The 24577-nt window shown below is 61.7% G+C and carries 22 protein-coding genes; 9 read left to right on the forward strand and 13 right to left on the reverse strand.

Translation table 11 applies throughout. The features are described from left to right. Positions 1 to 151 precede the first annotated feature (151 nt). From HMPREF2781_RS03210 to prpD, 3 genes are read right to left on the reverse strand one after another with little or no spacing between them, the layout of a single operon-like run. Positions 152 to 1300, reverse strand: a complete 1149-nt coding sequence (locus HMPREF2781_RS03210) for a bifunctional 2-methylcitrate synthase/citrate synthase (protein WP_070446391.1) — start codon at positions 1298 to 1300, stop codon at positions 152 to 154. A 52-nt stretch (positions 1301 to 1352) separates the two neighbouring features. After that, positions 1353 to 2285: a methylisocitrate lyase gene (gene prpB / locus HMPREF2781_RS03215; protein ID WP_070521380.1), complete on the reverse strand. Its 933-nt coding sequence runs from the start codon at positions 2283 to 2285 to the stop codon at positions 1353 to 1355. Beyond that, positions 2286 to 3797: a 2-methylcitrate dehydratase PrpD gene (gene prpD, locus HMPREF2781_RS03220; protein WP_070644372.1), complete on the reverse strand. Its 1512-nt coding sequence runs from the start codon at positions 3795 to 3797 to the stop codon at positions 2286 to 2288. Between the two features lie 168 nt (positions 3798 to 3965). Here prpD and HMPREF2781_RS03225 point away from each other — a divergent pair, with 168 nt between their 5' ends. Together HMPREF2781_RS03225 and HMPREF2781_RS12140 are read left to right on the forward strand one after the other, a co-directional pair. Then, the gene (locus tag HMPREF2781_RS03225; RefSeq protein WP_070644374.1) at positions 3966 to 5273 is read left to right on the forward strand and encodes a short-chain fatty acyl-CoA regulator family protein; all 1308 of its coding nucleotides are present in this window, start codon (positions 3966 to 3968) and stop codon (positions 5271 to 5273) included. Between the two features lie 136 nt (positions 5274 to 5409). Continuing rightward, positions 5410 to 5487, forward strand: coding sequence for an Ltp family lipoprotein (locus tag HMPREF2781_RS12140; RefSeq protein WP_236659433.1), 78 nt, complete (start codon positions 5410 to 5412; stop codon positions 5485 to 5487). A 48-nt stretch (positions 5488 to 5535) separates the two neighbouring features. On the opposite strand, the gene HMPREF2781_RS03230 is transcribed toward HMPREF2781_RS12140, so the two are convergent. From HMPREF2781_RS03230 to upp, 3 genes are all read right to left on the reverse strand, one after another. Beyond that, complete coding sequence (locus HMPREF2781_RS03230; protein ID WP_070446399.1) at positions 5536 to 6960, reverse strand: NAD(P)H-quinone dehydrogenase; 1425 nt, start codon at positions 6958 to 6960, stop codon at positions 5536 to 5538. A gap of 72 nt (positions 6961 to 7032) precedes the next feature. Next, a complete protein-coding gene (locus HMPREF2781_RS03235; protein ID WP_070446401.1) occupies positions 7033 to 8214 on the reverse strand; it encodes a M20 family metallopeptidase in 1182 nt (393 codons plus the stop codon). A 118-nt stretch (positions 8215 to 8332) separates the two neighbouring features. Next, positions 8333 to 8968: a uracil phosphoribosyltransferase gene (upp, locus tag HMPREF2781_RS03240; protein ID WP_070644462.1), complete on the reverse strand. Its 636-nt coding sequence runs from the start codon at positions 8966 to 8968 to the stop codon at positions 8333 to 8335. A gap of 61 nt (positions 8969 to 9029) precedes the next feature. On the opposite strand from upp, the gene HMPREF2781_RS03245 reads away from it, so the two are divergent. Genes HMPREF2781_RS03245 through HMPREF2781_RS03255 form a run of 3 tightly spaced genes read left to right on the forward strand, consistent with a single transcriptional unit; the run spans position 9030 to position 11430 of the window. Then, positions 9030 to 9314, forward strand: a complete 285-nt coding sequence (locus HMPREF2781_RS03245; RefSeq protein WP_070521391.1) for a hypothetical protein — start codon at positions 9030 to 9032, stop codon at positions 9312 to 9314. Further along, a complete protein-coding gene (locus tag HMPREF2781_RS03250) occupies positions 9314 to 10180 on the forward strand; it encodes a C40 family peptidase (RefSeq protein ID WP_070446404.1) in 867 nt (288 codons plus the stop codon). Before HMPREF2781_RS03245 ends, HMPREF2781_RS03250 begins: the two co-directional genes overlap by 1 nt. Positions 10181 to 10191: 11 nt before the next feature. Next, positions 10192 to 11430, forward strand: a complete 1239-nt coding sequence (locus HMPREF2781_RS03255) for a hypothetical protein (protein ID WP_070446405.1) — start codon at positions 10192 to 10194, stop codon at positions 11428 to 11430. Positions 11431 to 11433: 3 nt separating this feature from the next. Here HMPREF2781_RS03255 and HMPREF2781_RS03260 read toward each other — a convergent pair whose 3' ends face one another. Further along, entirely contained in the window at positions 11434 to 12318 is an 885-nt protein-coding gene (locus tag HMPREF2781_RS03260) for an amidohydrolase family protein (RefSeq protein ID WP_201828658.1), read from the reverse strand. Positions 12319 to 12357: 39 nt separating this feature from the next. Between HMPREF2781_RS03260 and HMPREF2781_RS03265 the strand changes: the two genes are divergently transcribed. Then, positions 12358 to 13578 (forward strand): D-alanyl-D-alanine carboxypeptidase family protein, encoded by a 1221-nt coding sequence (locus HMPREF2781_RS03265; protein WP_070644376.1) that lies wholly within the window; start codon positions 12358 to 12360, stop codon positions 13576 to 13578. Here HMPREF2781_RS03265 and HMPREF2781_RS03270 read toward each other — a convergent pair. The 6 genes from HMPREF2781_RS03270 to HMPREF2781_RS03295 form a co-directional block, all read right to left on the reverse strand. After that, entirely contained in the window at positions 13553 to 14293 is a 741-nt protein-coding gene (locus tag HMPREF2781_RS03270) for an RDD family protein (RefSeq protein ID WP_070644378.1), read from the reverse strand. The genes HMPREF2781_RS03265 and HMPREF2781_RS03270 overlap by 26 nt on opposite strands. A 6-nt stretch (positions 14294 to 14299) precedes the next feature. Beyond that, entirely contained in the window at positions 14300 to 15382 is a 1083-nt protein-coding gene (locus HMPREF2781_RS03275) for a YhjD/YihY/BrkB family envelope integrity protein (protein ID WP_070446413.1), read from the reverse strand. A gap of 74 nt (positions 15383 to 15456) precedes the next feature. Beyond that, a complete protein-coding gene (trpS, locus tag HMPREF2781_RS03280) occupies positions 15457 to 16491 on the reverse strand; it encodes a tryptophan--tRNA ligase (RefSeq protein WP_070446415.1) in 1035 nt (344 codons plus the stop codon). A gap of 48 nt (positions 16492 to 16539) precedes the next feature. Next, a complete protein-coding gene (locus HMPREF2781_RS03285; RefSeq protein ID WP_049157254.1) occupies positions 16540 to 16731 on the reverse strand; it encodes a hypothetical protein in 192 nt (63 codons plus the stop codon). Positions 16732 to 16796: 65 nt separating this feature from the next. Beyond that, complete coding sequence (locus HMPREF2781_RS03290) at positions 16797 to 17696, reverse strand: exodeoxyribonuclease III (protein WP_070446419.1); 900 nt, start codon at positions 17694 to 17696, stop codon at positions 16797 to 16799. 10 nt (positions 17697 to 17706) lie between these two features. Next, positions 17707 to 18942, reverse strand: a complete 1236-nt coding sequence (locus tag HMPREF2781_RS03295) for an MFS transporter (protein WP_210385996.1) — start codon at positions 18940 to 18942, stop codon at positions 17707 to 17709. Positions 18943 to 19124: 182 nt separating this feature from the next. On the opposite strand from HMPREF2781_RS03295, the gene HMPREF2781_RS03300 reads away from it, so the two are divergent. The 3 genes from HMPREF2781_RS03300 to HMPREF2781_RS03310 all read left to right on the forward strand — a co-directional run bounded on the left by HMPREF2781_RS03300 (position 19125) and on the right by HMPREF2781_RS03310 (position 24546). Then, entirely contained in the window at positions 19125 to 21308 is a 2184-nt protein-coding gene (locus HMPREF2781_RS03300) for an NADP-dependent isocitrate dehydrogenase (protein WP_070644381.1), read from the forward strand. A 204-nt stretch (positions 21309 to 21512) separates the two neighbouring features. Next, positions 21513 to 22991 carry an RNA-binding domain-containing protein gene (locus HMPREF2781_RS03305; RefSeq protein ID WP_070644383.1) on the forward strand — a complete coding sequence of 493 codons (1479 nt, stop codon included), beginning with the start codon at positions 21513 to 21515 and terminating at the stop codon, positions 22989 to 22991. A gap of 313 nt (positions 22992 to 23304) precedes the next feature. Next, a complete protein-coding gene (locus tag HMPREF2781_RS03310; RefSeq protein WP_070644385.1) occupies positions 23305 to 24546 on the forward strand; it encodes a PepSY-associated TM helix domain-containing protein in 1242 nt (413 codons plus the stop codon). The last annotated feature ends 31 nt before the right edge of the window (positions 24547 to 24577 follow it).

Here is a 24577-nt window from a genome sequence, read left to right on the forward strand (position 1 = left end):
CAAGGATAGTGTCCGAGGCGACAACGCGGGCGAGAATCGGCTTATATGTCAACAGGAATCCACACGCTGCACATAGTCGGACAAAGAAGAAAACCAGCCCACGAGAAGAAAGTTTCGTGCGCTGGTTTTACGCTGACTAGGTCCGCTTCTCTTAGATCTGCTTCGGAGGAACGGAGCGCTGCTCCTTGCCGTTGTAAGCAGACAGCGGGCGAATGAGGGAGTTGTTCTCGTTCTGCTCCACGATGTGTGCGGTCCAGCCAGTGATGCGGGCCATCACGAAGATCGGGGTGAAGAACTCGATGTCGAAGCCCAAGATGTGGTACGCGGGGCCAGCCGGGAAGTCCAGGTTCGGCTGGATCTTGATGGAGGTGTTCTCGTACATGGTCTTAGCCATCTTCTCGTACATCTCCACCCACTGCTCCTGGCCGTGGTCCTTGGCCAGCTCGCGGAAGGCAGCCTCCATGGTCGGAACACGGGAGTCACCGTTCTTGTACACGCGGTGACCGAAGCCCATGACGAGCTCCTTGTTCTTGAGCTTGTTGAGCGTCCACTCCTCTGCCTTGGCCGGGTCACCGACCTCCAGGAAGTTCTTCATCACGGCCTCGTTAGCACCACCGTGTAGCGGGCCCTTGAGGGCGCCGATGGCGGCGGTAACAGCGGAGTAGGTATCGGACATCGTGGAGGTCACCACGCGGGCAGCGAAGGTGGAAGCGTTGAAGGAGTGCTCCGCGTAGAGGATGAGGGACTTATCAAAGGCCTCGATATCGGAGCGCGAGAGGGCTGGGGAGCCTTCCTCCTCACCGAAGACCATCCACAGGAAGTTCTCCGCAAAGCCCTTCTTACGGGAAGGCTCGAGGTATCCCTCGCCACGGCGGCGACGGATGTCGAGTGCGACGATGGTCGGCAGCTTCGCCATGAGCTCCAGCGCGGTGCGGCGGATGTGCTCGGAGTCCTTGGTGTACTCCTCCGGATCCTGGGAGCCGATGAAGGAGACTGCGGTACGCAGCACGTCCATCGGGTGGCAGGACTTCGGCATGGAGGTGATCAGGTCGATGAGGTGGCGGTCCAGGTGACGCAGTGCCTTCTCACGGGCGGAGAAGCGGACCAGCTCATCCTGGGTCGGCAGCTCGCCATTCCACAGCAGGTAGGCAACCTCCTCGAAGGAGCAGTAGCGGGCCAGCTCCTGCACCGGGTAGCCACGGTAGGTCAGGGAGTTGGTCTCCGGGACAACCTTGGACACGGCGGTCTCGTCGACGACAACGCCGTACAGGCCCTTGCGGATCTCTGGGGTTTCAGACATGGTGTTTCTCCTTAAGTGGGGGGGGCCTAGCGTGTGGGCTAGGCCGGGGGGATTAGTCAAAGGTGGGCTTGTAGCTGTCCTTGGAGTACGTGAACACGCTCTGGTCGAAGGCGTTGTACTCGTCGTAGCGCACCAGCTCGTAGAGGCGAGAGCGGTGCTGCATGCGCTCGAGCCACTCCTCGGATTGCAGGCCGGTTTCCTGCATGTCGCGGAGGAACTCTTCGGTAGCACCCATAGCCACGCGCAGGGTGGACACCGGCCAGATGACGGCGTTGTAGCCCAAGTCCTCAATGCGCTTAGCCGACAGCAGCTCGGTCTTGCCAAACTCCGTCATGTTGGCCAGCAGCGGGGTATCCACGGCGGCGCGGAACTTTTCGAAGTCCTCCGGCGAGTACAAGGCCTCGGTGAAGATGAGGTCCGCGCCGGCATCGGCGTAGGCCTTGGCACGTTCGATGGCCTCATCGATGCCGTGGATGCCGGCGGCATCGGTACGCGCACAGATGATGAAGTTCTCATCGCGGCGCTCGTTGACGGCGGCGGTGATGCGGCGAACCATAAGATCCGTCGGCACCACTTCCTTGCCATCGAGGTGACCGCAGCGCTTCGGGTTGACCTGATCCTCCAGGTGGCAGCCGGCTAGACCGGCGTCCTCCAGCGCGGCAACCGTGCGGGCGGCGGACATGGGCTCGCCGAAGCCGGTGTCGGCGTCGACAAGCACAGGCAAATCCGTGGCACGGGCAATGTGCCCAGCGCGCTGCGCCACCTCGGTGAGCGTAGTCAGGCCGATATCCGGCAGGCCCAGGTCATTGGCCAGCACCGCGCCGGAGACGTACACGCCGCCGAAGCCACCGAGATCCTGGATAAGGCGCGCGGTGAGCGGGTTGAAGGCGCCCGGCAGCGTGGTGATTTCCGGTGCGTTCAGTGCCTCGCGAAAGCTCTTGCGCTTGTCTGCGTTGCTGATAGTGGAGCCAAATAGGCCAGCCATTTAGAACAGTCCCTTCGGGGTCTCGGGTGCGGTGGCGATAGCCTCGTCGGTGAGGCGAACGTTGAGTTCGTTCAGGTCGGTGAGGTTCTCCAGGTTCTGCGCGGCAGCGAGGAAACGCTCCTGCTCCTCCTCCGAGACCTTGCCGGCAGCGAGCTTCTTGAACTTGTTGATGTACTCCTCGCGGCCGAAGGGGCGGGCGCCGAGCGGGTGGGCGTCGGCCACCGCGCGCTCATCCTCAATGACGGTGCCGTCCTTGAAGGTGATGACGGCCTTGCCGCCGAAAGCCTTCTCATCCAGGTCGTTGGAGTGGTAGCGGCGGGTCCACTCCGGGTCCTCGACGGTGGAAATCTTGTGCCACAGGTCGATGGTGTCCTGACGGTGCTTGCGCTCGTCAGAGTAGGAGGTCTCGTAGTCCCACTCGCCGTCCTGCAGGGCTACGGCGAAGATGTACATGATGGAGTGGTCCAGGGTCTCGCGGGAGGCGTTCGGATCCATCTTCTGCGGGTCGTTAGCGCCGGTGCCGATGACGTAGTGGGTGTGGTGCGAGGTGTGCAGGACGATGGACTCGATGTCCTCCGTCTTCAGGCCCTTCTCCGCGAGGGTCTTCTTGAGGGCAAAGGCCATGTCGATCGGGGCCTGTGCCTGGTACTCCGCGGAGTGCTCCTTGGTGTAGGTGTCCAGGATGGCGCGCTTTTCTTCACCCTCCGCCGGAAGGGGGACGGTGTAGGTGCGCTCCGGGGAGTGCAGCATCCAGGCGATGAAGCCGTCCTCACCTTCCCAAATCGGGGCCGGGGCACCCTCGCCGCGCATGGAGCGGTCCACTGCCTCGATGGCCATCTTGCCCGCGAAGGCTGGGGCGTAGGCCTTCCAGGAGGAAATCAGGCCCTTGCGGGACTGGCGGGTGGCGGTGGTGGTGTGCAGTGCCTGGCCGATGGCCTGGTAGATGGTGTCCACATCGAGGTTCAACATGGTGCCGATACCCGCGGCGACGGACGGACCAAGGTGTGCCACGTGGTCAATCTTCCACTCGTGGAGGCAGATGCCCTTGACCAGGTTAACCTGGATTTCGTAGCCAGTAGCCAGGCCACGGATGAGGTCCTTGCCGGTCAGGCCCTTGTGCTGAGCCACGGCGAGAATCGGCGGGATGTTATCGCCTGGGTGGGAATAGTCGGCAGCAAGGAAGGTGTCGTGGTAGTCCAGCTCACGCACGGCAGTGCCATTAGCCAGGGCTGCCCATTCGGCGGAGTAGTTACCGTCCACGCCGAAGATGGTGGCGCCGCCTTCCTGCACCGGGTGGGCCTGCGCAATGACGCGGGCGGAGGTAACCGGGCGGCGGGTGGCGGAGGCAACGGCCACGGAGGCGTTATCGATGATGCGGTTGATGATCATCTCGGTGGTCTCGGCCGGAACCTCGACGGGATCGGCAGCTACCTTGGCAACCTTGTAGGCCAAGTGCTCTTCAATAGGAAAGTCCTCGGCGGACTTGTGGGTACGTACTTCGTGATTAATCAACGGGATTCCCTCCTAGACCAGAACAACGATTGCGATAGGCATCACACTAACCCCACCCCGTGTGACCTGCCACATGTGTAAACTGTGACTATCTGTTGCAGGGATTTGCGTTAGTTGCAAAACTTGTGGAATCCCCAGCTAGAGCAATCTTTTAGGAGGAAGCAGACTGTGACTAAGCACTACGCGGGGGCGAGAATCCACGCACTACGCAAGGAACGCAAACTCACACAAGCCGCCATGGCGAAGCAGCTGGGGCTATCCACCAGCTACCTCAACCAGCTGGAGAATGATCAGCGCCCCCTCACCGTCACCGTCCTCCTGCAGCTGACCCAGCGCTTCGGCGTTGACGCCACGTACTTTGCAGGGGACCGCGATCTGCGCGCTCTCGCCGAGCTGCGCCAGCTCTTCCCCGAAGCCTCCGAAGCCACCCTTACTGACTTAAGCGGGCGCTTCCCCGAACTTTTACCCCGGCTTGTCGACGCCGCCGCACACACCCCCGCCGAACCCGGCCCTTTCGAAGCGGTCCGTGACTTCTTCTACGACGCCCACAACTACGTCCATAGCCTCGACATAGCCGCCGAGGAGCTCTCCGATTCGCTCGGAGACCGAGTCCTGCGCCGCGGGCGCTTAGCTTCCGTCTTGCAGGATGAATTCGGTGTCACGACGCGATTCTCCTCCTCTTCACCACGGCGCCGCACCTTCCACGACCGCGAGTTGCACCTGCGCGCGGGCCTTACGGAATCCCAACTCGTCTTTGAAATGGCGCTCCAGTACTGCCTGCTGGCCTACCCGGAGCATTGCGCGGAACTCGTCGCCGAATTGCCGGGCGAGGAAGCACAGACTATTGGCACGCTGGGCCTCGCGCAATATTTTGCCGCCGCCGTGACCATGCCTTATACCCAGTTCCTCGCCACTGCGGAGGAAACGCGCTATGACATCGACGTCATCGCGACGGCCTTTGGCACTGGTTTCGAGACCACCGCGCAGCGCTTGTCGACGTTACAGCGACCCGGCCACCAAGGCGTTCCCTTCTCCTTCATCCGCACCGACCGCGCAGGAAATATTTCCAAGCGCCAGTCCTCCACCGCTTTCCACTTCGCCCGCAGCGGCGGCTCCTGCCCGTTGTGGGTCGTGCACCGCGCTTTTGAAACGCCCAACCGCATCACGAGGCAGGTGGCCTCGATGCCCGATGACCACACCTACTTGTGGATTGCGCGCTTCGTCCAAGGCCAGGCCCAGGCCTGGGGCACGCCGCGCAAAGAATTCGTCGTGGGCTTAGGCTGCGATATCGCACAGGCGGATCGCGTGGTCTACGCGGATGCGCTCAACCTCTCCCCTTCTGAGGCGACCCCCATCGGCCCTGGCTGCGCCGCCTGCCCACGTCCAGCGTGCCCGCAGCGTGCCTTCCCACAGGTGGGGCGGCCCGTCAGCCTCGACCTCAATGCCACGCCGGTTTCGGCTTATGCCACCTCATAGTTCTTTCATTTTCGCCTAGGCTTTCGAATTTCCTACTGCGATGTCCGGTGGGCTTGCCAAGATAGGACGTGTTCGGCACCACGCCGAGTTCTCTTCCCTCACCTACGCAGGAGGTTCTCTCTCATGCCCAACCCTTATGCAGCTCACCAGTGAATACGGCGAGCAGTTCACCATGGAAGAAGCCCAGCATGCGGTGAGCACACTGGGCTTATAAGAGCGGGCCGTAGATAAATCAGACCCGGGTCTGATTTAAGCGAGGTCTTTACTCAAGGTCATCGTGGGCAACGAGGCGGCGGGCCGCCTCCGTGATGGTGCCGGACAGGGACGGGTAGACCGCCAGGGAATCCGCTAGCTGGTTCACGGTGAGCTGGTTGGTCACGGCGACCGCGATGGGCAGAATAAGCTCGGAGGCGGTCGGAGCAACAATCACGCCACCGATGACGCGGCCGGAGGTCGCACGGCAGAAGAGCTTGACAAAGCCGTGCTGCAGCGAGCGCATCTTGGCGCGCGGGTTGGTATTCAACGGCATCGTGATGGTGCGGGCGGCAACCTCACCGGCCTCAATCTCCGCCTGGGTAAAGCCCACAGCAGCAATTTCTGGGCGGGTAAACACGGCGGTTGCTACGGTCTTCAGGCGCAGCGGGGACACGCCCTCACCCAGGGAGTGGTACATAGCGATACGGCCCTGCATCGCGGCAACGGAAGCCAGCGGGAACAGGTCGGAGCAGTCGCCGGCGGCATAGATGCCAGCGACATTGGTGCGGGAAACGCGGTCAACCTCGATGTGGCCGGACTTCGTGGTAGCCACACCAACGTGCTCCAAGCCGAGGTTCTTGGTATTCGGGATGGAACCGATGGACATGATGACGTGGGAACCATGGATCTCGCGACCATCCTGGGTCTTGACCACGACGTTGCCGTCCTCAGTGCGGGAGACTGTCTCCACGCGGCAGTTCTTCTCCAGCTCCACGCCGCGCTCAGCCAGGACGGTCTCGAGGACGTCGGCAGCGTCGGCGTCGTCGTGCGGCAGAATGCGGTCGCGGGAAGCCACCATGGTCACGCGCACGCCCATCTCGGCGAAGGCGGAAACGAACTCAGCACCGGTCACGCCGGAGCCGACGACGATGAGGTGCTCCGGCTCCTCCTTGAGGTCATAGACCTGCTGCCAGGTGAGGATGCGCTCGCCGTCCGGCTGCGCGCCCGGCAGAATGCGCGGGGTGGCACCGGTAGCAACGAGGACGAGGTCCGCGTCGAGGGTCTCAGTGGTGCCATCCTTATGGGTGACATCAACCTTGTGCGCTGCCCCCTTCACGCCATGCTGATCCTCAGAAAAGGCAGCGCGCCCATCAATGACCTTGACGCCGATCTTCTCTAGGCCCGCACGGACGTCACGGGACTGGTTAGCAGCCAGCGCCTGAACACGGCCGTTGAGGGCCTCCAGGCTCAGCTGCAAGGAGCTGAGCTGGTGGTTCAGGCCCATGTCATCGGCGCGGCGGAAGTCGGTGCGAATGTTGGCGCCAGCGATGAAGGACTTCGAGGGCACGCAGTCCAAGAGAACGGAGGAGCCACCGGGGCCCTGTTCCTCAATCAACGTAATGTGCGCGCCGTACTTGGCGCCGGCGGTCGCAGCCTCGTAGCCTGCGGGGCCACCGCCGATGATTACGATGCGGGGGGCTTCCTGTGACACTGTCGCTCCTTTTTTAAAATTCTGCCTATAAGAACTCTGGGAAATCCTTGTCACAGTGTAGTGCTTAGGCGCTTAATCCTCCACGTTGGCAAACTGCTCCGCCACGGAGCCGAAGAGTTTGACGCCCACGCCGATGGCTCGCTCATCGGGGGCCAAATCACCCATATGCAGATCATGCTGCTCGCCTTCACCGGACCAGCAGCCAAGGCGAGCCATGGAGCCGGGCACCTTTTCTAGGTACCACGAGAAATCCTCGCCGCCGGAAGACTGCGGCGCCTGAACCACAGCCTGCGGGTCAATGGCCTGGGCAGCGCTGGCAAGGAGGGCGGTAGAGACGTCGTCATTAAGCACGGGCGGAACCCCACGGTGGTAGACCAGCTCATGCTCCACACCCAGGGGCGCTAGCACCTGTTCCACCAACTCGGAGAAGAGCGTTTGCATATCCCGCCAGATTCCGATGTCTGCCGTGCGCATAGTGCCAGACACAGAGCCGGTCTCAGGGATCGCGTTCGGGGCATAGCCGGAATTCACCTGGCCGAAGACCAAGACGGTGCCGGTGCGCGGATCGACGCGGCGTGAGAGCAAACCTGGCAGGTCCGTCAGCAGCTTGCCCAGCGCATAGACGACGTCCGCCGACAAGTGCGGGCGCGAGGTATGCCCGCCGGGGCCGGAGACGTTGATTTCCACAACATCGGTCGCGGAGGTGATCGCCCCAGCGCGAACGCCGATACGCCCGACGCGCAGCTTTGGTTCGACGTGCACGGCAAAGATGGAGTTCACGCCTTCGAGCGCACCCCACTCGATGACATCGGTGGCGCCGCCCACCCATACTTCCTCAGCGGGCTGGAAGATGACACGAACACCGAAATCTAGCGGATGCTCGCGATTAAGGTCCGCCAGGGCGCAGGCCGTGGCCAGCGCAATGGTGGTGTGTATGTCATGCCCACACGCGTGCATGACGCCGGGGACCTCGGAGGTGTATTCGAGTCCGGTGACTTCGGTGACGGGCAGCGCGTCAATATCGGCGCGGAAGGCAAGGCGTCCGAGTTCCGTATCGGGGCCGATGTCCACCATGAGGCCGGTCTCGGGGAAAAGATGCGGCTCCAAGCCGTACTCGCGCAGGGTGCGGGACAGGAAGCGGGTGGTTTCCACCTCGTTATTGGAAGTCTCCGGGTGGCGGTGAATATGGCGGCGCCACGCGATGACCTCCGCGCGGTGGTTGCTGAACCACTCACTGACGTAGTCCGAGATCACTGCTTCCTCCTCCGTGGTTTCCTCTTGGGAAGAGTCTACAACTAGACCATGCGGTTCAGTTAGCCGGGCAGGTCACACGCTAGATATACTGAGCGGTCTGCCCTGACCGACGGTTTCGCTACAGGTCGATATTACGGGGGCCGTAGAGGCGATCGCCGGCGTCACCCAGCCCCGGCACGATATAAGCGTCCTCGTTGAGGGCCGGATCAATCGCTGCGGTGACCAAGCAAACTGGCAAGCCCGAGTTAGCCAGCGCATCAACGCCCGGCTGGGCGGAGACCATGCAAATCGCCGTGATGTCGGTAGCGCCACGGTCCGCAAGGAGCTTCAGGGAGTGCAGGAGGGAACCACCCGTGGCGAGCATCGGGTCAACCACGAAGACGCTGCGGCCGCTGAGATCCTCCGGTAGGGCCTCCAGATAAGGCACCGGCTCGTGGGTTTCCTCATCTCGCGCCATACCGATGAAGCCGACCTGGGCATCCGGAATCATGGACAGGGCCGGGTCAATCATGCCCAGACCAGCACGGATGATGGGCACGATAATCGGCGGGTTTTGCAGGCGGGTGCCCTCCGCCGTGGCGACGGGAGTGACGCAATCAAAATGCTCGACGGGCAAATCACGGGCTGCTTCATACACCAGCATGGTGCCCAGGTCTCGCAGGGCGGCACGGAAAGCGGTGTTATCGCTGCGGGCATCACGCATCAGCGTGAGCCGGGAGGCGGCGAGGGGGTGGTCTACTACGTGGATATCCATGCCCTTCACTGTATAAGAATCCGCCGGGAACCGATCAGCGGGCGGCGCAGTCTAAAAAGGCATGACTAGCTTTGACACATTCACTATTGACACCGAATACACCCGCCGGCTGGCACACGAACTGGCCACCGTCTCCCAAGCCTCCGCCACTCCCCCTCCTGCGTTACCTATAGATTCCGTTCTGGGTGGCTTCACCGGCGCATTTAACTCCGCCATGGAAAACCTCGCTGCCCGCCTTGCCCAGGTCAGGGCGGATGCCGGAGCTGTGGCGGACTCCAGCTTCCGCATGGCCCGCGAGGCCGAGGACGCTGACGGTGCTCTTGCTAGCGCCTGTGGAGGTCTGTGATGTTGGAGTCAGCACTCGCTCACATCGCCCGGATGCAGCCGGCACAGCTTCCCGATGTCTCCCTGCCCACTGTGCCCGATCTCACTGCTGCCGGGCCCTTAGCGGAGATAGCGCACGGAGATCCGCGGGCGCTTTTCGCCACCGCACGCCAGGCCACCGAGGACCTTTCCACGGCGCGCTCTGCGCTAGATTCCGCGCGCGGGCTCATCTCGGCGGCCGTCAGGGACCTCATCGGGCTGGGATTCGAGCTGCTCCAGCGCGGACTGCCTTTAGCCTTGGGCTTGCTCATCCCCAACCCAGCCACACAGGCCGCAGCCCGCTCGGCTTTGCAGGCCTTGGCAATGGAGTACGTCGGCAAGGCGATGCTGCGCGTAAAGCAGCTGGCCGGGGAGCTCCTTCAGGCGGCCGCGCCCCTCGTGCCCATTGCACAACGCGCGGTGCGCCCTTCAGTGCGCGGTCCGCAGGAGGAAGGCGGAGCACGCCACGCGCTGACCACGTCCTCGTCCTCTGATAGCAAAGGAAGCGCGCAAGGCCAGGCCGCGGTGCAAGCCGCACTCTCCCAGCTGGGCACACCCTATGGATGGGGCGGCACCGGCAACGGCAGCTTCGATTGCTCGGGGCTAACCCAATGGGCTTGGCGCCAGGCTGGGGTGGAACTGCCGCGCACCGCTGAAAGCCAGACCGTGGGCCGCCAGGTGAGCGCGGATGAGCTGCAGCCCGGCGACCTCGTTGTGTGGGATGGGCATGTGGCCATGTACTCCGGTGACGGGCAGATGGTGGAGGCCGGCAGCCCCGTGCAAACCAATCCACTGCGCACCAACAACATGGGGATGGCTTTCAAAGGCTTCTGGAGGCCCACAGGGTAGACTATTTGCCCATGAACACCCGCGCTATTGTCCCCATCAAGCTCTCCCTTTCTGAGGGCGATTTTTATACCCTATGGGCGCCAAAGTGGCGCCAGAACGGTTCCGAGTGGCAGGCCTTTCTCGGTGACGACGAATCCGTCCTGCTCTTTAACACCGAAGCCGAGATGCTCTGCTTCCTCGAATCCGGCACGAAGCACGACTTGCTCGACCACCCGAAGTGGGAAGCCTTTAATTCCCAAGCGGCGGACCGTGTCGTGCCAGAAAAGAAACGCGTCTACGACCTCATCGGCATGCCGAAGCACCTGGCCGGCCGCCCCAGCCACGAGAACGTGTCCACCGTCGCACGCTGCCTGGAGATTGCACAGGCACTAGCGGAGGTCTGCGCCGCGGAACACACCGTCATCTTCTTCGCATCGCACTCCATCCTGCGCAACCCTGCCCGCGGAGCCGATCACTACGCCGGTGAACAGGGCATGAGTGAGTGGTCCGGCGTGGGCCGCGTTATCCACAGCAACTGGCGCTCGGTCATCGAAGACCTCGACAAGGTGGTCAAGGTCGTTCCTTCCTCTGACTTCACCCAGGATGCAACCACCAACGCCGCCACCCGCATCTCCGCCGCCAGCGAAGCAGCAGAGGAAGCCCGCAAGAAGGCCGAGGAAGAGCGCAAGGCCGCCGCAGAATCCGCCGATCCTTATGACAGCTCCCCCTGGGCAGCCGCGGGCATCGACCCGGTGAAGATCACCGCCGATCAGAGGACGGTCTACACCCTGCGCACCTACCTCGACGGCAAGCCGGTTTTCTTGGGCAAGTGGGGCGAAATCTTCACCTTCCCCAGCTCCAAGGTGCTGGTGCGCTGGATCATGGAAAACGATGACCACGACCTAGCAAAGGTATCCACCTGGGAGGAAGTCGTTGCCGCAGCGAACGCTGGTGAGCTCGAGGTCACCGTTCACCCGGATAACCAGTACAGCTTCTACGGCATTGTCCGCGATATTGAAAAGGGCCCCGAATCCGTTGATACGGACCAGATGAGCCGTTGCTACGAGGTCTGCGCAGATGCCGCCGACTGGGCCGGGGATGACTCCATCAACTCCTACATGCTGCAGAACCCGCGCTTCCAGGACTACCTGGGCTACATGCTGGGTTCCACCGAGCACGCAGGCTACGTGCCCTCCAAGCCCTACACCGAGCACGCGGAGTCCTGGAAGGGCCTGGAGGAAATGCTGACGAAGCGCTTCTCCCGCTTCTAGTTTTTACTCGGAAGACTCGCTGTCTTCTTCCGCTTCGGAAGCGTTCACATCAGAAGCGTCTTCCGCGAATTCCGGATCCGCTAGCTCCTCGTAGGCGGGTAGGATTTCCTGCTCGATGAGGCGCTGGCGGTCTTCTTCACTGGCAAAAGAGTTCTCAATCGCCTTGATAGTGAGATCGAAGAACTCCTCCAGCCCATAGCCGAAGGTCTCGCTCAGGGCCAGGAAAACGTCACTGAGCTTCTCGCCTGCCACGGTGCAGGTAAAGCCAAGCTGCTGCAGCAGCGGCAGAGGATGGTCAGCCAGCTCCTCTGCGGGCAGCTCCTCCAGCGGCGCGAAGGTCAACGCGATGCGGCGATCCCGCACCCACGCGGATGCCTTGCCAGGGCGAACGCCGTCGAGATCAGCGCTGAAGTCATCGACAAGATCAGTGGCGTGCACAAGGCGTGTCGCACCCGCCTGCACAGCCACCACGGCATCCTCATAGGAGGCAACGTCCCGCTCCCACGGGATGAAATCTGCGCGGAGCTTCTCAGCCGCAGACAACTTTGTCAGCGCAGCACCAGCAACGCCTTCGCCTACATCCCAGCTATTGGCATCGCCCTCAACGAGGAGGCGAGCATCAATTCCAGGAACGTCGAGTCCTTCCCGCGCCGCAGCGAGCGCCTCGGCGGCACCGAAGGAGAAAGCACTGGGGCACAGGCGGAGCTCGGCGTAGACCACGTGGTCGCTGGCAAGCGCCTGCACAACAGCGTGCGTGGCCGCGCGGAGCTCCTCTGGGGTGGAAGCATCCGTGGGCAACGGCGCCAAGAGCGTCACCTTGGGCAGACCGGCGAAAATCTCAGCGCCGGAGTCTTTATTTTCGGGGCTAATCAGAGGTGCGTCATGCATGAGGATCATCCTAGGACGCGGTCTAGGATTAAGCACGCTATGAAACATGTCCCCGCGATCCTCACTGCCCTCGCCTTAGCCGCGACGCCGCCCGCGTTTGCAGAAGAGGAAGAGTCCTCATCGCCCACGCGCACCACCGCGCCGGATACCGACTCCTGCCCGCATTCCCTTGTTCCCGAGGAACCGACGACCACCTCTGAGAGGTTGGCACCTGGCCAGGAAGCGCCCACTCCCCTTCCCGCGGTTGAGGGCGCTGCGTGCGGTGTGACAGCCCCGCGCGGTTTTCGGGTCAATAAGGACGTTGTGGCTTCGGCGTGGATGGTTAGCGACCTGGATACTGGCGAAATCATCGCCATGAAGGATCCCAACGGGCGCTACCGCCCAGCCTCCATCATCAAGGCGCTGCTGGCGCTCGTGGTCATCGAAGAGCTGCCCCTGGACCAGCGCATCACCGCCACGCTTGACGACGCCTCCGTCGAAGGCTCCGCCGTCGGCCTCGGCCCCGATGGTGTCTATACCGTGGAGCAGCTTTTACAGGGTCTACTCATGGCTTCCGGCAACGACGCCGCGCACGCCCTCGCGCAGGCTGTTGGCGGGGATGAGAAGGCGCTGGAGAAAGTCAACGCGAAGGCACAGGAGATTGGCACGCGCTCGACGGTGGCGGCGAGCTACTCCGGTTTGGACGCGGCAGGCATGTCGACGTCCGCGGCGGATATCTCGTTGATCTACCGCGCGGCTTTTGCCAACGACACCTTCGCGCGCATCGTCGATACCGAGCACGTGGAGTTTCCCGGCTGGGGTGACATGCCCGGTTATGAGCTGTGGAACGACAATGGGCTCTTCCTCAACGACCCGGATGGTATCGGCGGCAAGACGGGCTATACCGAGGACGCGCACCATACCTTCGTCGGCGCGATTAATCGCGGCGGGCGCCGCCTGCAGGCGGTCCTCCTCGATACAACCGTCGAGCATGGTTTCCGCGCTTGGGAGCAGGCGCAGATGCTTCTCGACGAAGCCTCCGACGTCCGCCCCGGCGATGGCGTAGGGCTTGTGGATGATTTCGCGGCTGGACAAGAGGAGCCCTCGGAATCTGCACCAACCACCCCGGCTCCTACCACGCCGTCCACGCCCGCCACCCCGGAGGCGACTGCGGGGTCTTCATCCTTTGGGGACTCGCAGGGCTGGATTGGGTGGCTCGTGGCAGGGCTCGTCACTCTCCTGGTCGTAGTGGTTGCTACTTTTTCACTACTTCGGCGTTAGCCATAATGTCGTGCTGGCCGCGCAGCGCATTCTTCGGACCAATCGTGGTCACCACGTACAGGGCACCAAAGAAGGCAATGAGCGGGCCGATGAGCGGCACGAGGGAGGCCACGCGCCACCAGTTGCGCTTGATGCTCTGCTGCCAGGTGAGCTTGTTGTGGGTGGTGACATCGCGCACCGTGTATCCAGCTATCAGCTTCGCCGGCGTTGCCCCAACTAGGACTTCGAAGCAGATGTAATAGGCCACCGTGATGATCCCCGAGAAACTGGTGAGCCAGACCTCATTGAGAGTGGAGTTGTATACCCCGACGCTTAGCAAGAGGGACACACCAATCGCCGCAATGACGTAGTCGATGACGGCCAAAAGCACTCGGGTGCCAGGAGTAGCGCGCGGGGCGTCCTGAACAGGCGCGGCGGGTGTGGCAGCATGATAGCTCTCGCCCCAGCGGCCGGTAGTGGCGTAGTCATCGAGCTGCGCCCACGTGAGCCGAGCACCTGATTCCATCATTTGGTCATAGCTGGCTCGGGACGAGGGCTCGCAGAGAATGCGGGCGGCAACGGCGAGTTCCTCGCGTTCGGAGTCCTCGGGGAGGTAGCCGAGGCCTTCGAGGTGGGCGTCGGCAGCCGCTAGCTGCACGCTGAGCTCGCGTGAGGTCGCGCGCGAATCCAGGGTGAAGTGCGTATAAAGGTTCGGGGCAAAAGACGCTGGTAGCATCCCGCCCTACTTTCGCCGCAGCAGGGCCCACGCACCCGCGGCGGCCGCACCAAGGGCAGCACCGGCGCCCAAGGTCACGCCCGTGTTCGGGCCCTGGCGGATCTCGTTGCGGACGCGGATGACTGCCTGATCCGGAACCGGCGGAACCAGCAGCTCGAGGGACTCCTCGGTGGTGGCTGTCCAGGCGGAGACGTAAAGCACGACGCGCCAGACCAAGTACATGACCACCATGAGGACGATCACCGGGCCAAACACGGCGCCGGCCGGGTTGCCTGCCGCGGAGGACATGATGATGGTGGACAGCTGTTTGATGGCCTCAAAGATCACAGCGCCGATAGCCGCGCCCTTCAGACCAGACTTGGTGGGCACCTTCGTGCGCGGCAGGAAAGCCACCATCCACCAGAAGACGAGGAAGTTAGCGATGAGACCGATCACGATGCCGGCGATAACCAGCACCGTTCCCATTCCTGGGAAGGACTCGATACCAACCCACTCGAAGATCTTTTGGGTCAGTCCGGAGGAACCCGCCGCCGTCACGCCGAAGGCGATAACCATGGCCACGAGCAGGCCGATGAGCCCCAGCAGGTCGCTGAGCTTCTTGGTCACAAAGTTGCCCGGGGCGTCAGTCGGATCCTGCATCCACATCGCCGAAATGCCGATGCGCAGGTTATTCATCCAGCCGAGCCCAGACCACAGGGTGGTGAGGCCACCGATGCCGTACATCGCACCGCGCTGTTCAATCGCGGTATGGAGAAGCTCCGTAATCGAATCCCCCAGATCGCCCGACACGGCGTTCGCGATCTGCTCTTCCAGTTGTTGCATGAGATCGGGGCGATTGGCCAACACGGTGGCGATGGCTGCCACCGTGAGCATGAAGATGGGGAAGATAGCAAGAACCGAGAAATACGTAATTCCGGCCGCGAACTGGTTGCCGCCTTGGCTACCGTAGCGATCCAGCATCTTCATGATGTGGTCGATAAAACCGGACTTCTCGCGGACCTTATCTACCGCTCCCGGCTCATCGGCATATGCACGCTCGATGCCGTAATCATCAGTCTTTTTCTCATCGGGTTGAGTCGTTGGCGCCACAGGCTTTCCCCTTTTTATGAATTACAGAAATAAGTTACAGAATCCTCTACACAGTCTTCATCATGCTAGCCAACTCAGCCGCGACGCGCGGGGAGAAAGCCCACCGCCTCGTAGACCTTGTCCACGAGCGGGGTGGCAATCTCCGTGGCGTGCTCGGCGCCCTTGGCCAAAATACGCTCCAACTCGCCGCGGTCTTCCATGAGCTCGTCGTAGCGAGCCTTCAGCGGAGTGGTGAAAGCCTCAAGTGCTTCCGCCGTGTCCACCTTCAGGTGGCCATAGCCCTGGCCCTCGTACTTGTCCACGAGGTCCGGGATGCTCTCGCCAGTCAGCGCGGACTGAATGGCCAGCAGGTTGGACACACCGGGCTGCTTCTCGCGGTCAAAGGCCACCACGCCAAGGTCATCGGTCACCGCGGACTTGATGCGCTTGGCGGAGGTCTTGGGAGCATCGAGCAGGTTTACGATGCCCTTCGGGTTAGCACCCGACTTCGACATCTTGGCCGTTGGCTCCTGCAGGTCATAAATCTTGGCCGAACCTTCCGGAATGAAGGCCTCCGGCACACGGAAGACCTCGCCGTACTTGTTGTTGAAGCGCTCCGCCAGGTTGCGGGTGAGCTCAAGGTGCTGGCGCTGATCCTCCCCCACCGGCACATAGTGCGGGGAATACAGGAGGATATCCGCGGCCATCAGGACGGGATAGGTAAATAGGCCCACGGACGTGCGGTCCTGGCCCTGTTTGAGGGACTTGTCCTTGAACTGGGTCATGCGGGAAGCCTCACCGAAGCCGGTCAGGCACTGCAAAACCCACGTCAGCTCCGCGTGTGCGGGGACGTGGGATTGTACGAAGAGGGTGGATTTCGCCGGGTCAATGCCCAATGCGATGAGCTGCGCGGCGCCCGCCACGGTGCGGTGGCGCAGCTCCTCCGGGTTCTGCTCCACTGTGATGGCGTGCAGGTCCGGGATGAAGTAAAAAGCCTCGTGGGAGTCTTGCAGGTCAATCCACTGCTTGAGCGCTCCAAGGTAGTTACCCAGGTGGTAGGAGTCCGCCGTGGGCTGAATACCAGAGAGGACTCGAGAAGCGGAGGTCGATGCAGAAGTGGAGTCAGTCATGGTTGATCACTCTACTCTGCCGCCTCCGCCGGGGAGGCGCTGCGTCGGTTAAATCTTGCGGGAGGTCGGGCTAATAACGTCCATCATCACGGCGAAACCGGCCACCATGAACGCGCCGCCAACACCCTGGAGGACGATCGGGCCAAGGAAGGCAAAGGACGGTCCGACGATGGTCCACCACCAGATACCCAGGGCAAGCAGAATAGCGCCGAGGACAAAGTAGATGATTGCGCGGGTCATGAGCATCTCCTGCGAAATAGAAAAGGACGTTAAGACGGGATTATCGTACCACTACTTGATGTGGGCTACTTGTACTCCACCAGAAGCGGAGAGTGATCGGACCAGCGCTCCTCCACCGTCGGCGCCTTCTCCACCCACGTGCGCTGCGCGCGCTCCAGCATGGCCTTCGTGGCAGCCTGATAGTCAATGCGCCACCCGGCGTCGTTGTTGAAAGCCTGGCCGCGGTAGGTCCACCAGGTATAGGGCCCCTCGGCCTCCGGGTGCAGGCGCCTGGCGACGTCAAACCATTGCGGATCCTTGGCCGCCTCCCAGGCGGTCTTGGTTTCGTAGTCCACCACGCCGAGCCAGTCCCCAAGCCCCTTCTTCTCCTGGGGCTCATCATCCGGGAAAGAGCCAAAAACGCGGTCCATGAAGGCTCGCTCCTCCGGCAAGTGTCCGGACTTCTTCTCGTTGGGCTTGTTGTTCTTCAAGTCCTGGGCGCGGTGGCAGATGTTCCAATCACCGCCGATAACAGACTCCGGATACGTCGCGGCCATCTCATCCAAAACTTCAGAGAATTCATCCAAGAAGAGGTACTTCTCATCCTGCTTCGGGGAATCAGTATCGCCGGAGGGCAGATACAAAGAGGCCACGCGCACGCCTTCCACGGTGGCGGCGATGAAGCGGCCGGATTCGGCGAAGGAGCCGAAGCCTACGGAGACGTCGCCAAGCGCATGCTTCGATAGGATGCCCACGCCCGCGCGGCCCTTGGCGGCGGATTCGGCCTGCACCAGGTTCCATCCGGCCTCCAGGGCTGGGGCCAGGGCCTTCTGGGTCTGCTCGGGGTTGGCGCGCACCTCCTGCATGAGGACGACGTCGGCCGGCGTGGTCTCCAACCACGCGTTCATACCCGGGTTGTTCTCATTGCGCTGTTTGCAGGCCGCGCGGATGCCGTTAACGTTGACGGAGGCGATGGTGAAACTCATGCCGGCCAGTCTAACTCTGTTCAATAATCTTCACGGAAGGGGCTAGGCGGCGCTTGTCCCACATGGTGATAACCCAGGTGATGCAGCCGGCCACCGCCAACCCCGCACCAGCGAGGGCGGTGGAGTTATAGGAATAACCTGCGCCCACGACCGCACCGCCGATAGCAGCACCCGCCGCATTGGCGATATTGAGGGCCGACTGGTTCAAGGCCGCCGCGAGGCTCTGCGCATCCCCCGCCACGTTGACGAGGCGAAGCTGCAGAGAGGGCACGAGAATGGAGCCAAAGAAGGCCAAGACACCAAAGGCAATCGTGCCCGCCCACGCGTTGTGCGCCAGGAAGTAGAAGGCCACGGACACACCGACCATGCAGATGAGAGCAAAGATGATGCCAAATTCCAGGTTTCGGTCTGCCAGCGCACCGCCGGCGACGTTGCCGACAGTCATACCGATGCCATAGGCCATGAGCACAATCCAGGTGTGGTTCGGGTCCATGCCGGCGACCTCCGTCATGGTCCACGTGATGTAGGTGTAGACGGCGAACATACCGCCGAAGCCGACGGTGCCGAGGAACACGGTGAGCAGGACCTGGCTGTTCTTCAACGCGCCGAGCTCGGTGAACATATCCGTTTCCGGCATACGCGTCATGTGCGGGAAGAGGAAAAAGAGCAGCACCATCGTTAAGGCTGCAAGGACCACGACCAAGTAGTAGGCCGAATGCCAGCCCAGTCCCTGGCCTAGGGCTTGGGCTGCCGGTACACCGATCACGGTGGCAACGGAAAGGCCCATGCCCACCATCGACATGGCAAACCCTTGCTTGCCCGGTGGGGCCATCGAGGCCGCCGCCAGATTAGCTACGGAAAAGTATGCGCCATGCGGCAGACCCGCAATGAAGCGCGCCACCAGCAGAACACCGTAGTTCGGGGCCAGGGCCGTCAGCAGGTTACCCACGAGTAGAAAGCCTATGAGCAGGATAATCAGTCGGCGGCGTGGAAGTTTGCCCGTGAGCGCCGCAATCACTGGCGCGCCCACGACGACACCAAGCGCATAGACGGAGATAACCACCGACGCCGTGTCTTCCGTAATACCGAAATCATCCGCGATGAGTGGCAGCAGGCCCATCGAGGTGAACTCGGTGGTGCCGATGGCGAAGGCACCCAGCGCCATGGCGATCATCACGATGGTGCGGCGCGTCGCGGAGATTTCCGTCTGGCGCGGGACGGGACGGCGTTGGATACGGGTATTCATCGGTTTCACGGGGGCAGACCTTAGTACTCTCGCCGCGTTGCTCGTAAGTCCAGCCGGAAAGGTTGTGCCAAATACACAGACCTCCCCCGCTGGTGGTGCGAGTCACAGGGGGACCGGCACCGCGAGAAAATAAGACAGGTATCCTGTGAGGTTGAACAGTTTTCAACTTCTTTAGGAGAACCATGGCAAAGATTATCTGGACCCGTACCGACGAGGCGCCGTTGCTGGCGACCTACTCCTTCAAGCCAGTCGTGGAGGCCTTCGCGTCCACCGCAGGCATCGAGGTGGAAACCCGCGACATTTCCCTAGCCGGCCGCATCCTGGCCCAGTTCCCGGAGCGCCTTGGTGACAAGAAGGTCTCCGATGCCCTGGCTGAGCTCGGAGATCTGGCCAAGACGCCGGAAGCCAACATCATTAAGCTGCCGAACATCTCCGCTTCCCTGGTGCAGCTGAAGAAGGCCATCGCTGAGCTGCAGGCAGCCGGTTTTGATCTCCCGGAGTACGAAGAGGCTCAGGAGAAGTACGACGCCGTCAAGGGCTCCGCTGTGAACCCGGTTCTGCGTGAGGGCAACTCCGACCGCCGCGCCCCGATTGCAGTCAAGAACTTTGCTAAGAAGAACCCGCACAAGATGGGCGCGTGGTCCGCTGATTCCAAGACCAACGTGGCCACCATGGACGCTAACGACTTCCGCCACAACGAGAAGTCCGTCATCATGCCGGAGGAGGACACCCTCTCCATCGTTCTGAAGACCGCCGAGGGCGAGCAGCCCCTGCTGGAGAAGCTGCCGGTCCTCAAGGGCGAGGTCATCGACGGCACCTTCATGTCCGCCAAGGCACTCGACGAGTTCCTCAAGGCTCAGGTTGCCCGTGCCAAGGAAGAGGGCGTGCTCTTCTCCGCTCACCTCAAGGCCACCATGATGAAGGTGTCTGACCCCATCATCTTCGGCCATGTCGTCCGCGCTTTCTTCGCTGATGTCTTTGAGAAGTACGGCGAGGAGCTCGAGGCTGCTGGCCTCAACGGCGAGAACGGCCTGGGCGCTATCTACGAGGGTCTGGACAAGCTCGAGAACGGTGCTGAGATCAAGGCTGCCTTCGACGACGCGCTTGCCGCGGGTCCGGACCTCGCTATGGTCAACTCCCACAAGGGCATTACCAACCTGCACGTTCCCTCCGATGTCATTATTGACGCCTCCATGCCGGCTATGATCCGCACCTCCGGCCACATGTGGAACAAGAACGACGAGGAGCAGGACACCCTCGCCGTCATCCCGGATTCCTCCTACGCCGGCGTTTACCAGGCAGTCATCGAGGACTGCAAGGCTAACGGCGCCTACGATCCGACCACCATGGGGACCGTCCCGAACGTCGGCCTCATGGCACAGAAGGCTGAGGAGTACGGCTCCCACAACAAGACCTTCAAGGTGCCGGCTGCCGGCACCGTTGAGGTCCGCAACTCCAAGGGTGAGGCCCTTATCTCCCACGACGTGGAGGAGGGCGACATCTGGCGCGCTTGCCAGACCAAGGACGCCCCGATCCAGGACTGGGTCAAACTGGCCGTCAACCGTGCTCGCCTGTCCGGCATGAAGGCCATCTTCTGGCTCGACCCGGAGCGCGGCCACGACGCCAACCTCATCGAGCTGGTCAACAAGTACCTGCAGGATCACGACACCGAGGGGCTCGACATCTCCATCGAGGATCCGGTCACCGCGACCAAGATCTCCGTCGAGCGCATCCGCAAGGGCGAGGACACCATCTCGGTCACCGGTAACGTCCTGCGTGACTACAACACCGACCTCTTCCCCATCCTCGAGCTGGGCACCTCCGCAAAGATGCTGTCTGTGGTTCCGCTCATGGCTGGCGGTGGCCTGTTCGAGACCGGTGCCGGCGGCTCCGCCCCGAAGCACGTCCAGCAGGTCCAGGAGGAGAACCACTTGCGTTGGGACTCCCTCGGTGAGTTCCTGGCTCTGGCTGAGTCCTTCCGCCACGAGCACAACACCAACGGCAACGCCAAGGCTGGCGTGCTGGCCGCAGCGTTGGACAAGGCCACCGAGACCCTGCTGGATGAGGGCAAGTCCCCGTCCCGCAAGGTCGGCGAGAACGACAACCGAGGCTCCCACTTCTTCCTGACCCTTAACTGGGCCAAGGAGCTGGCTGCACAGACCGACGACGCCGAGCTGGCCGAGGCTTTCAAGCCGGTTGCTGAGTCCCTCGAGGCCAAGGCAGGCGAGATTGAGCAGGCGCTTCTCGACGTCCAAGGCTCCCCCGTCGACCTCGGCGGCTACTACGCCCCGAACGAGGAGAAGCTAGCCGAGGTCATGCGCCCAGTCGCTGCCTTCAACGACATCATTGATGGCCTGAAGAAGTAATTCTGCGCTTCTTCCCTAGCCCCGGAGTCTTAGACTAAGGCTAGGCCACCGCAAAGGCTCGATCCACGATGAGTGGGTCGAGCCTTTTCTTGCTTCATTAATCGCAAACAGACCTGAAACAGCACTCCGCGACGCTATTTATACCCGTTGAGCTGCGAAGACTTTTTCTTGACTGTTTCTTGCTTCTCGCGCATACTTTTACTCATGACTCCCATCAACTCTGCGCCTGAGGAACAACTTGTAGCCCGCGTGAAACGGTTTACGGCGCTTCCGGCTGAGCTACCGTGGCTCGAGTTCAAGGTAAACAAGCTGTCCTCTGGCGCGGAGATCGCAAAGTATGCCTGCGCTTTAGGCAACTCGGCGCGTCTGCACGATGAACCAGCAGGATACCTCATATGGGGAGTAAACGATGACCACGCTGTCGTTGGGACGTCGTTTGACTGGCAACGCGCAAAGGGGAAAGGCAACGAAGACCTACTCCCCTGGCTCAACCGCGTCATTAGTCCAGCTCCTGAACTAACCTTCGACGAGATCACGGTTGATGGGCGCCTCGTTGTGCTTCTGCGCATCCCCGCCGCATTGTCCGCCCCGTATTCCTTCGAAGGGAAACGGTATTTCCGCAAGGGCAGCTATGTAAAGAACCTCATGGATTTTCCCAATGAAGAACGTCAGCTCTGGCAGAAGCTCAATCAGTTCGAATTTGAAAACACTGTAGTCGCAGAGAACCTTGAGCCCGAATCGATTACCGACCTCCTTGATCCTGAGGCTTTCTTCCTTAATCGGCCGGAACTCCCGCATACGACAGGCGCTGCCCTTATCGACACATTAAGGAGCGCCAAAGCCATCTCCTACTCACACGAGCAAGGCTGGCATATTCCGGCGTGGTCCGCACTCATGTATGCGCGCTCTCTTCAGGACTTTCCGGAGCTGCGCGGGCGCGCTCCCCGCGTCCTATACTTCAACGGCCCTTCACGCACGGAGGTGGAACGAGAATGGGAATTCACCGAAGGCTATGCGTCTTCCTTCACCCACATAGTCACGCTTTTCAACACCATTCGTCCAGGTGGCGAACATATTGATTCCAGCGGTAAGCGCGTAGTGACTCCGTTGTTGCCAACGGTAGCCTTCCGCGAGGTACTAGCAAATGCACTCATGCACCAGGATCTCGAGCAACGTGGCAGATTCTTGACCGTGGAGATTTTCAGCGATCGGGTCGAAGTAACCAACCCAGGGACCCCGCTTATCGACCCCCAACGGTTCATTGACTCGGCGTCCACCACACGCAATACCCATCTCGGTGAAGCTTTACGTCTGGCGCATTTTGTCGAACAACGCGGAAGTGGCTGGGACAAAATCGTCTCTTCCCTCGAAGCCGAACACTTCCCACCTGCTCTCATTCGCGCCAACGGAAGTACCACCGTCTCCCTCAGCGCCTACCGCCCCTTTGCGCTGATGACGATGGAAGAAAAGACCCAAGCCGTTTATCAACACGCTTGCCTTCGCTTCCTTGAGAACCTCCCCGTTAACAATTCCTCAATCCGTCAGCGCTTCGGGCTGAAGAACTCACAAGCCGCTCAAGCCACACGCCTGCTTGCTGCCACCGTCGAGGAAGGACTCATCCATGCCTATGATCCCAACGCCGGTCCGCGTTCGTTGCGCTATGTTCCGTTCTGGAGCGAATAGAGATCACCTTCTTGCTTCATCAATCGCAAACAGGCCTTAAACAGCACTCCGCGACGCAATTTATACCCGTTGAGCTGCGAAGACTTTTTCTTGACTGTTTCTTGCTTCTCGCGCCTTATCTCGCGGGGCTTTTATCCTTTGAACACCGAGAACCCTAGTTAGTTAAAAAGTTTTTCACTACTTGGGAACCGAGAAACCATCGTCTCAGACTACTAGTGCAGTTGATATCAGCGCCTGTCCATCGCCCTTTGCTGAGCGCCCCGCGAACGTTCAGCAGGGGCCTTCACCAAAGACACTGAAAAGAGCACTACCTATGAGTCGGACGGCTCTGCGATCTTTCATTCAGCGCATTCACTTTTATGGCGGTATGTTCGTCGGCCCCTTCATTCTCGTTGCGGCCTTGACTGGCTGCCTCTATGCCATGGCACCCACCCTGGAGAAGGTGGTGTACCACGACGTCATGTCCGTTCCGGCGGTCGAGCACCCCGTGAGCTTGGAAGAACAAATCCAGGCCGCACAGCACGAGGTCATCGGGGACTACCCCACCTACTCCGGCCTGGGCGAGATGCCGCTACGCCGCTGGATTTCCTCCCTGCACGAAAGCTTCCACTTGGGCAAGGTCGGTGAGCTCTACTCAGAGTTGGCCGCCTCCTGGCTATGGGTCATGGCCTGCGGCGGTCTTTATAAGTGGTGGATTCGCCGCCGCCCGAAGAACAAGGCAACCGCGAACGCCGCGCAACAGCAGCCCAAGCGCTCTGCCCGCTGGAAGGCCACCCGTCTGCATTCCACCATCGGCGCCTGGATCTTCATCGGTCTTCTTGGCCTCTCCGCCACCGGTATCACGTGGTCGGGACTGGCCGGCGACAACGTCGATTCCCTCGTCGAGCGCATGCAGTGGAAGGCCACCCCCATCGAGACTGCCCTCCCCGGCTCAACCGCCGAAACGCATGAACACACCGGCCATGAAGGTCATGAGGGACATGGCGGCCATATGGGCGGGGCGTCGGAAAGCGCCAGCGTGGCCGCAGAGGCCGAGCGCGTCCTCGCCACCGGCCGCGACGAAGGTCTGACCGGCCCGCTTCGCCTGTACCCGCCGGAGGACGCCAACTCCGCCTGGCAGGTCAGCGAACGCTGGGTGGAATGGCGCACCACCTCCGATGCAATTTCGGTAGATGGCGCCACCGGCGACGTCATCGACCGCCAGCCTTTCTCCAGCCTGCCGCTGTTTAGCAAGCTCAGCAGCTGGGGCATCTACCTGCACATGGGCATCATGTTCGGGCTGCCATTGCAGATTGCGCTACTCACGCTGGGTCTCGCCACCGCCGCTCTCGTGGTGCTGGGGTACTACATGTGGTGGAAACGTCGCCCACGCTTCCTCCCGACTGCCCACTTCTCCTGGGCCACCACAGGACTGGGCGCGCTTTTCGCGGCCACCGTGGGCGTCTTCCTGCCGCTCTTAGGAATCACCTTGGCGGCGTTCCTGGTTCTCGACATCGTCCTGGTGTACCGTGCCACCACTCCACGCAGGGAACGCACACCAATCCCGGTGGGATAGTTTAGTGAAAGCCATCACATAGGAACGGGCT

The sequence above is a fragment of the Corynebacterium sp. HMSC062A03 genome (genome assembly GCF_001811145.1).
Taxonomy (GTDB): domain Bacteria; phylum Actinomycetota; class Actinomycetes; order Mycobacteriales; family Mycobacteriaceae; genus Corynebacterium; species Corynebacterium aurimucosum.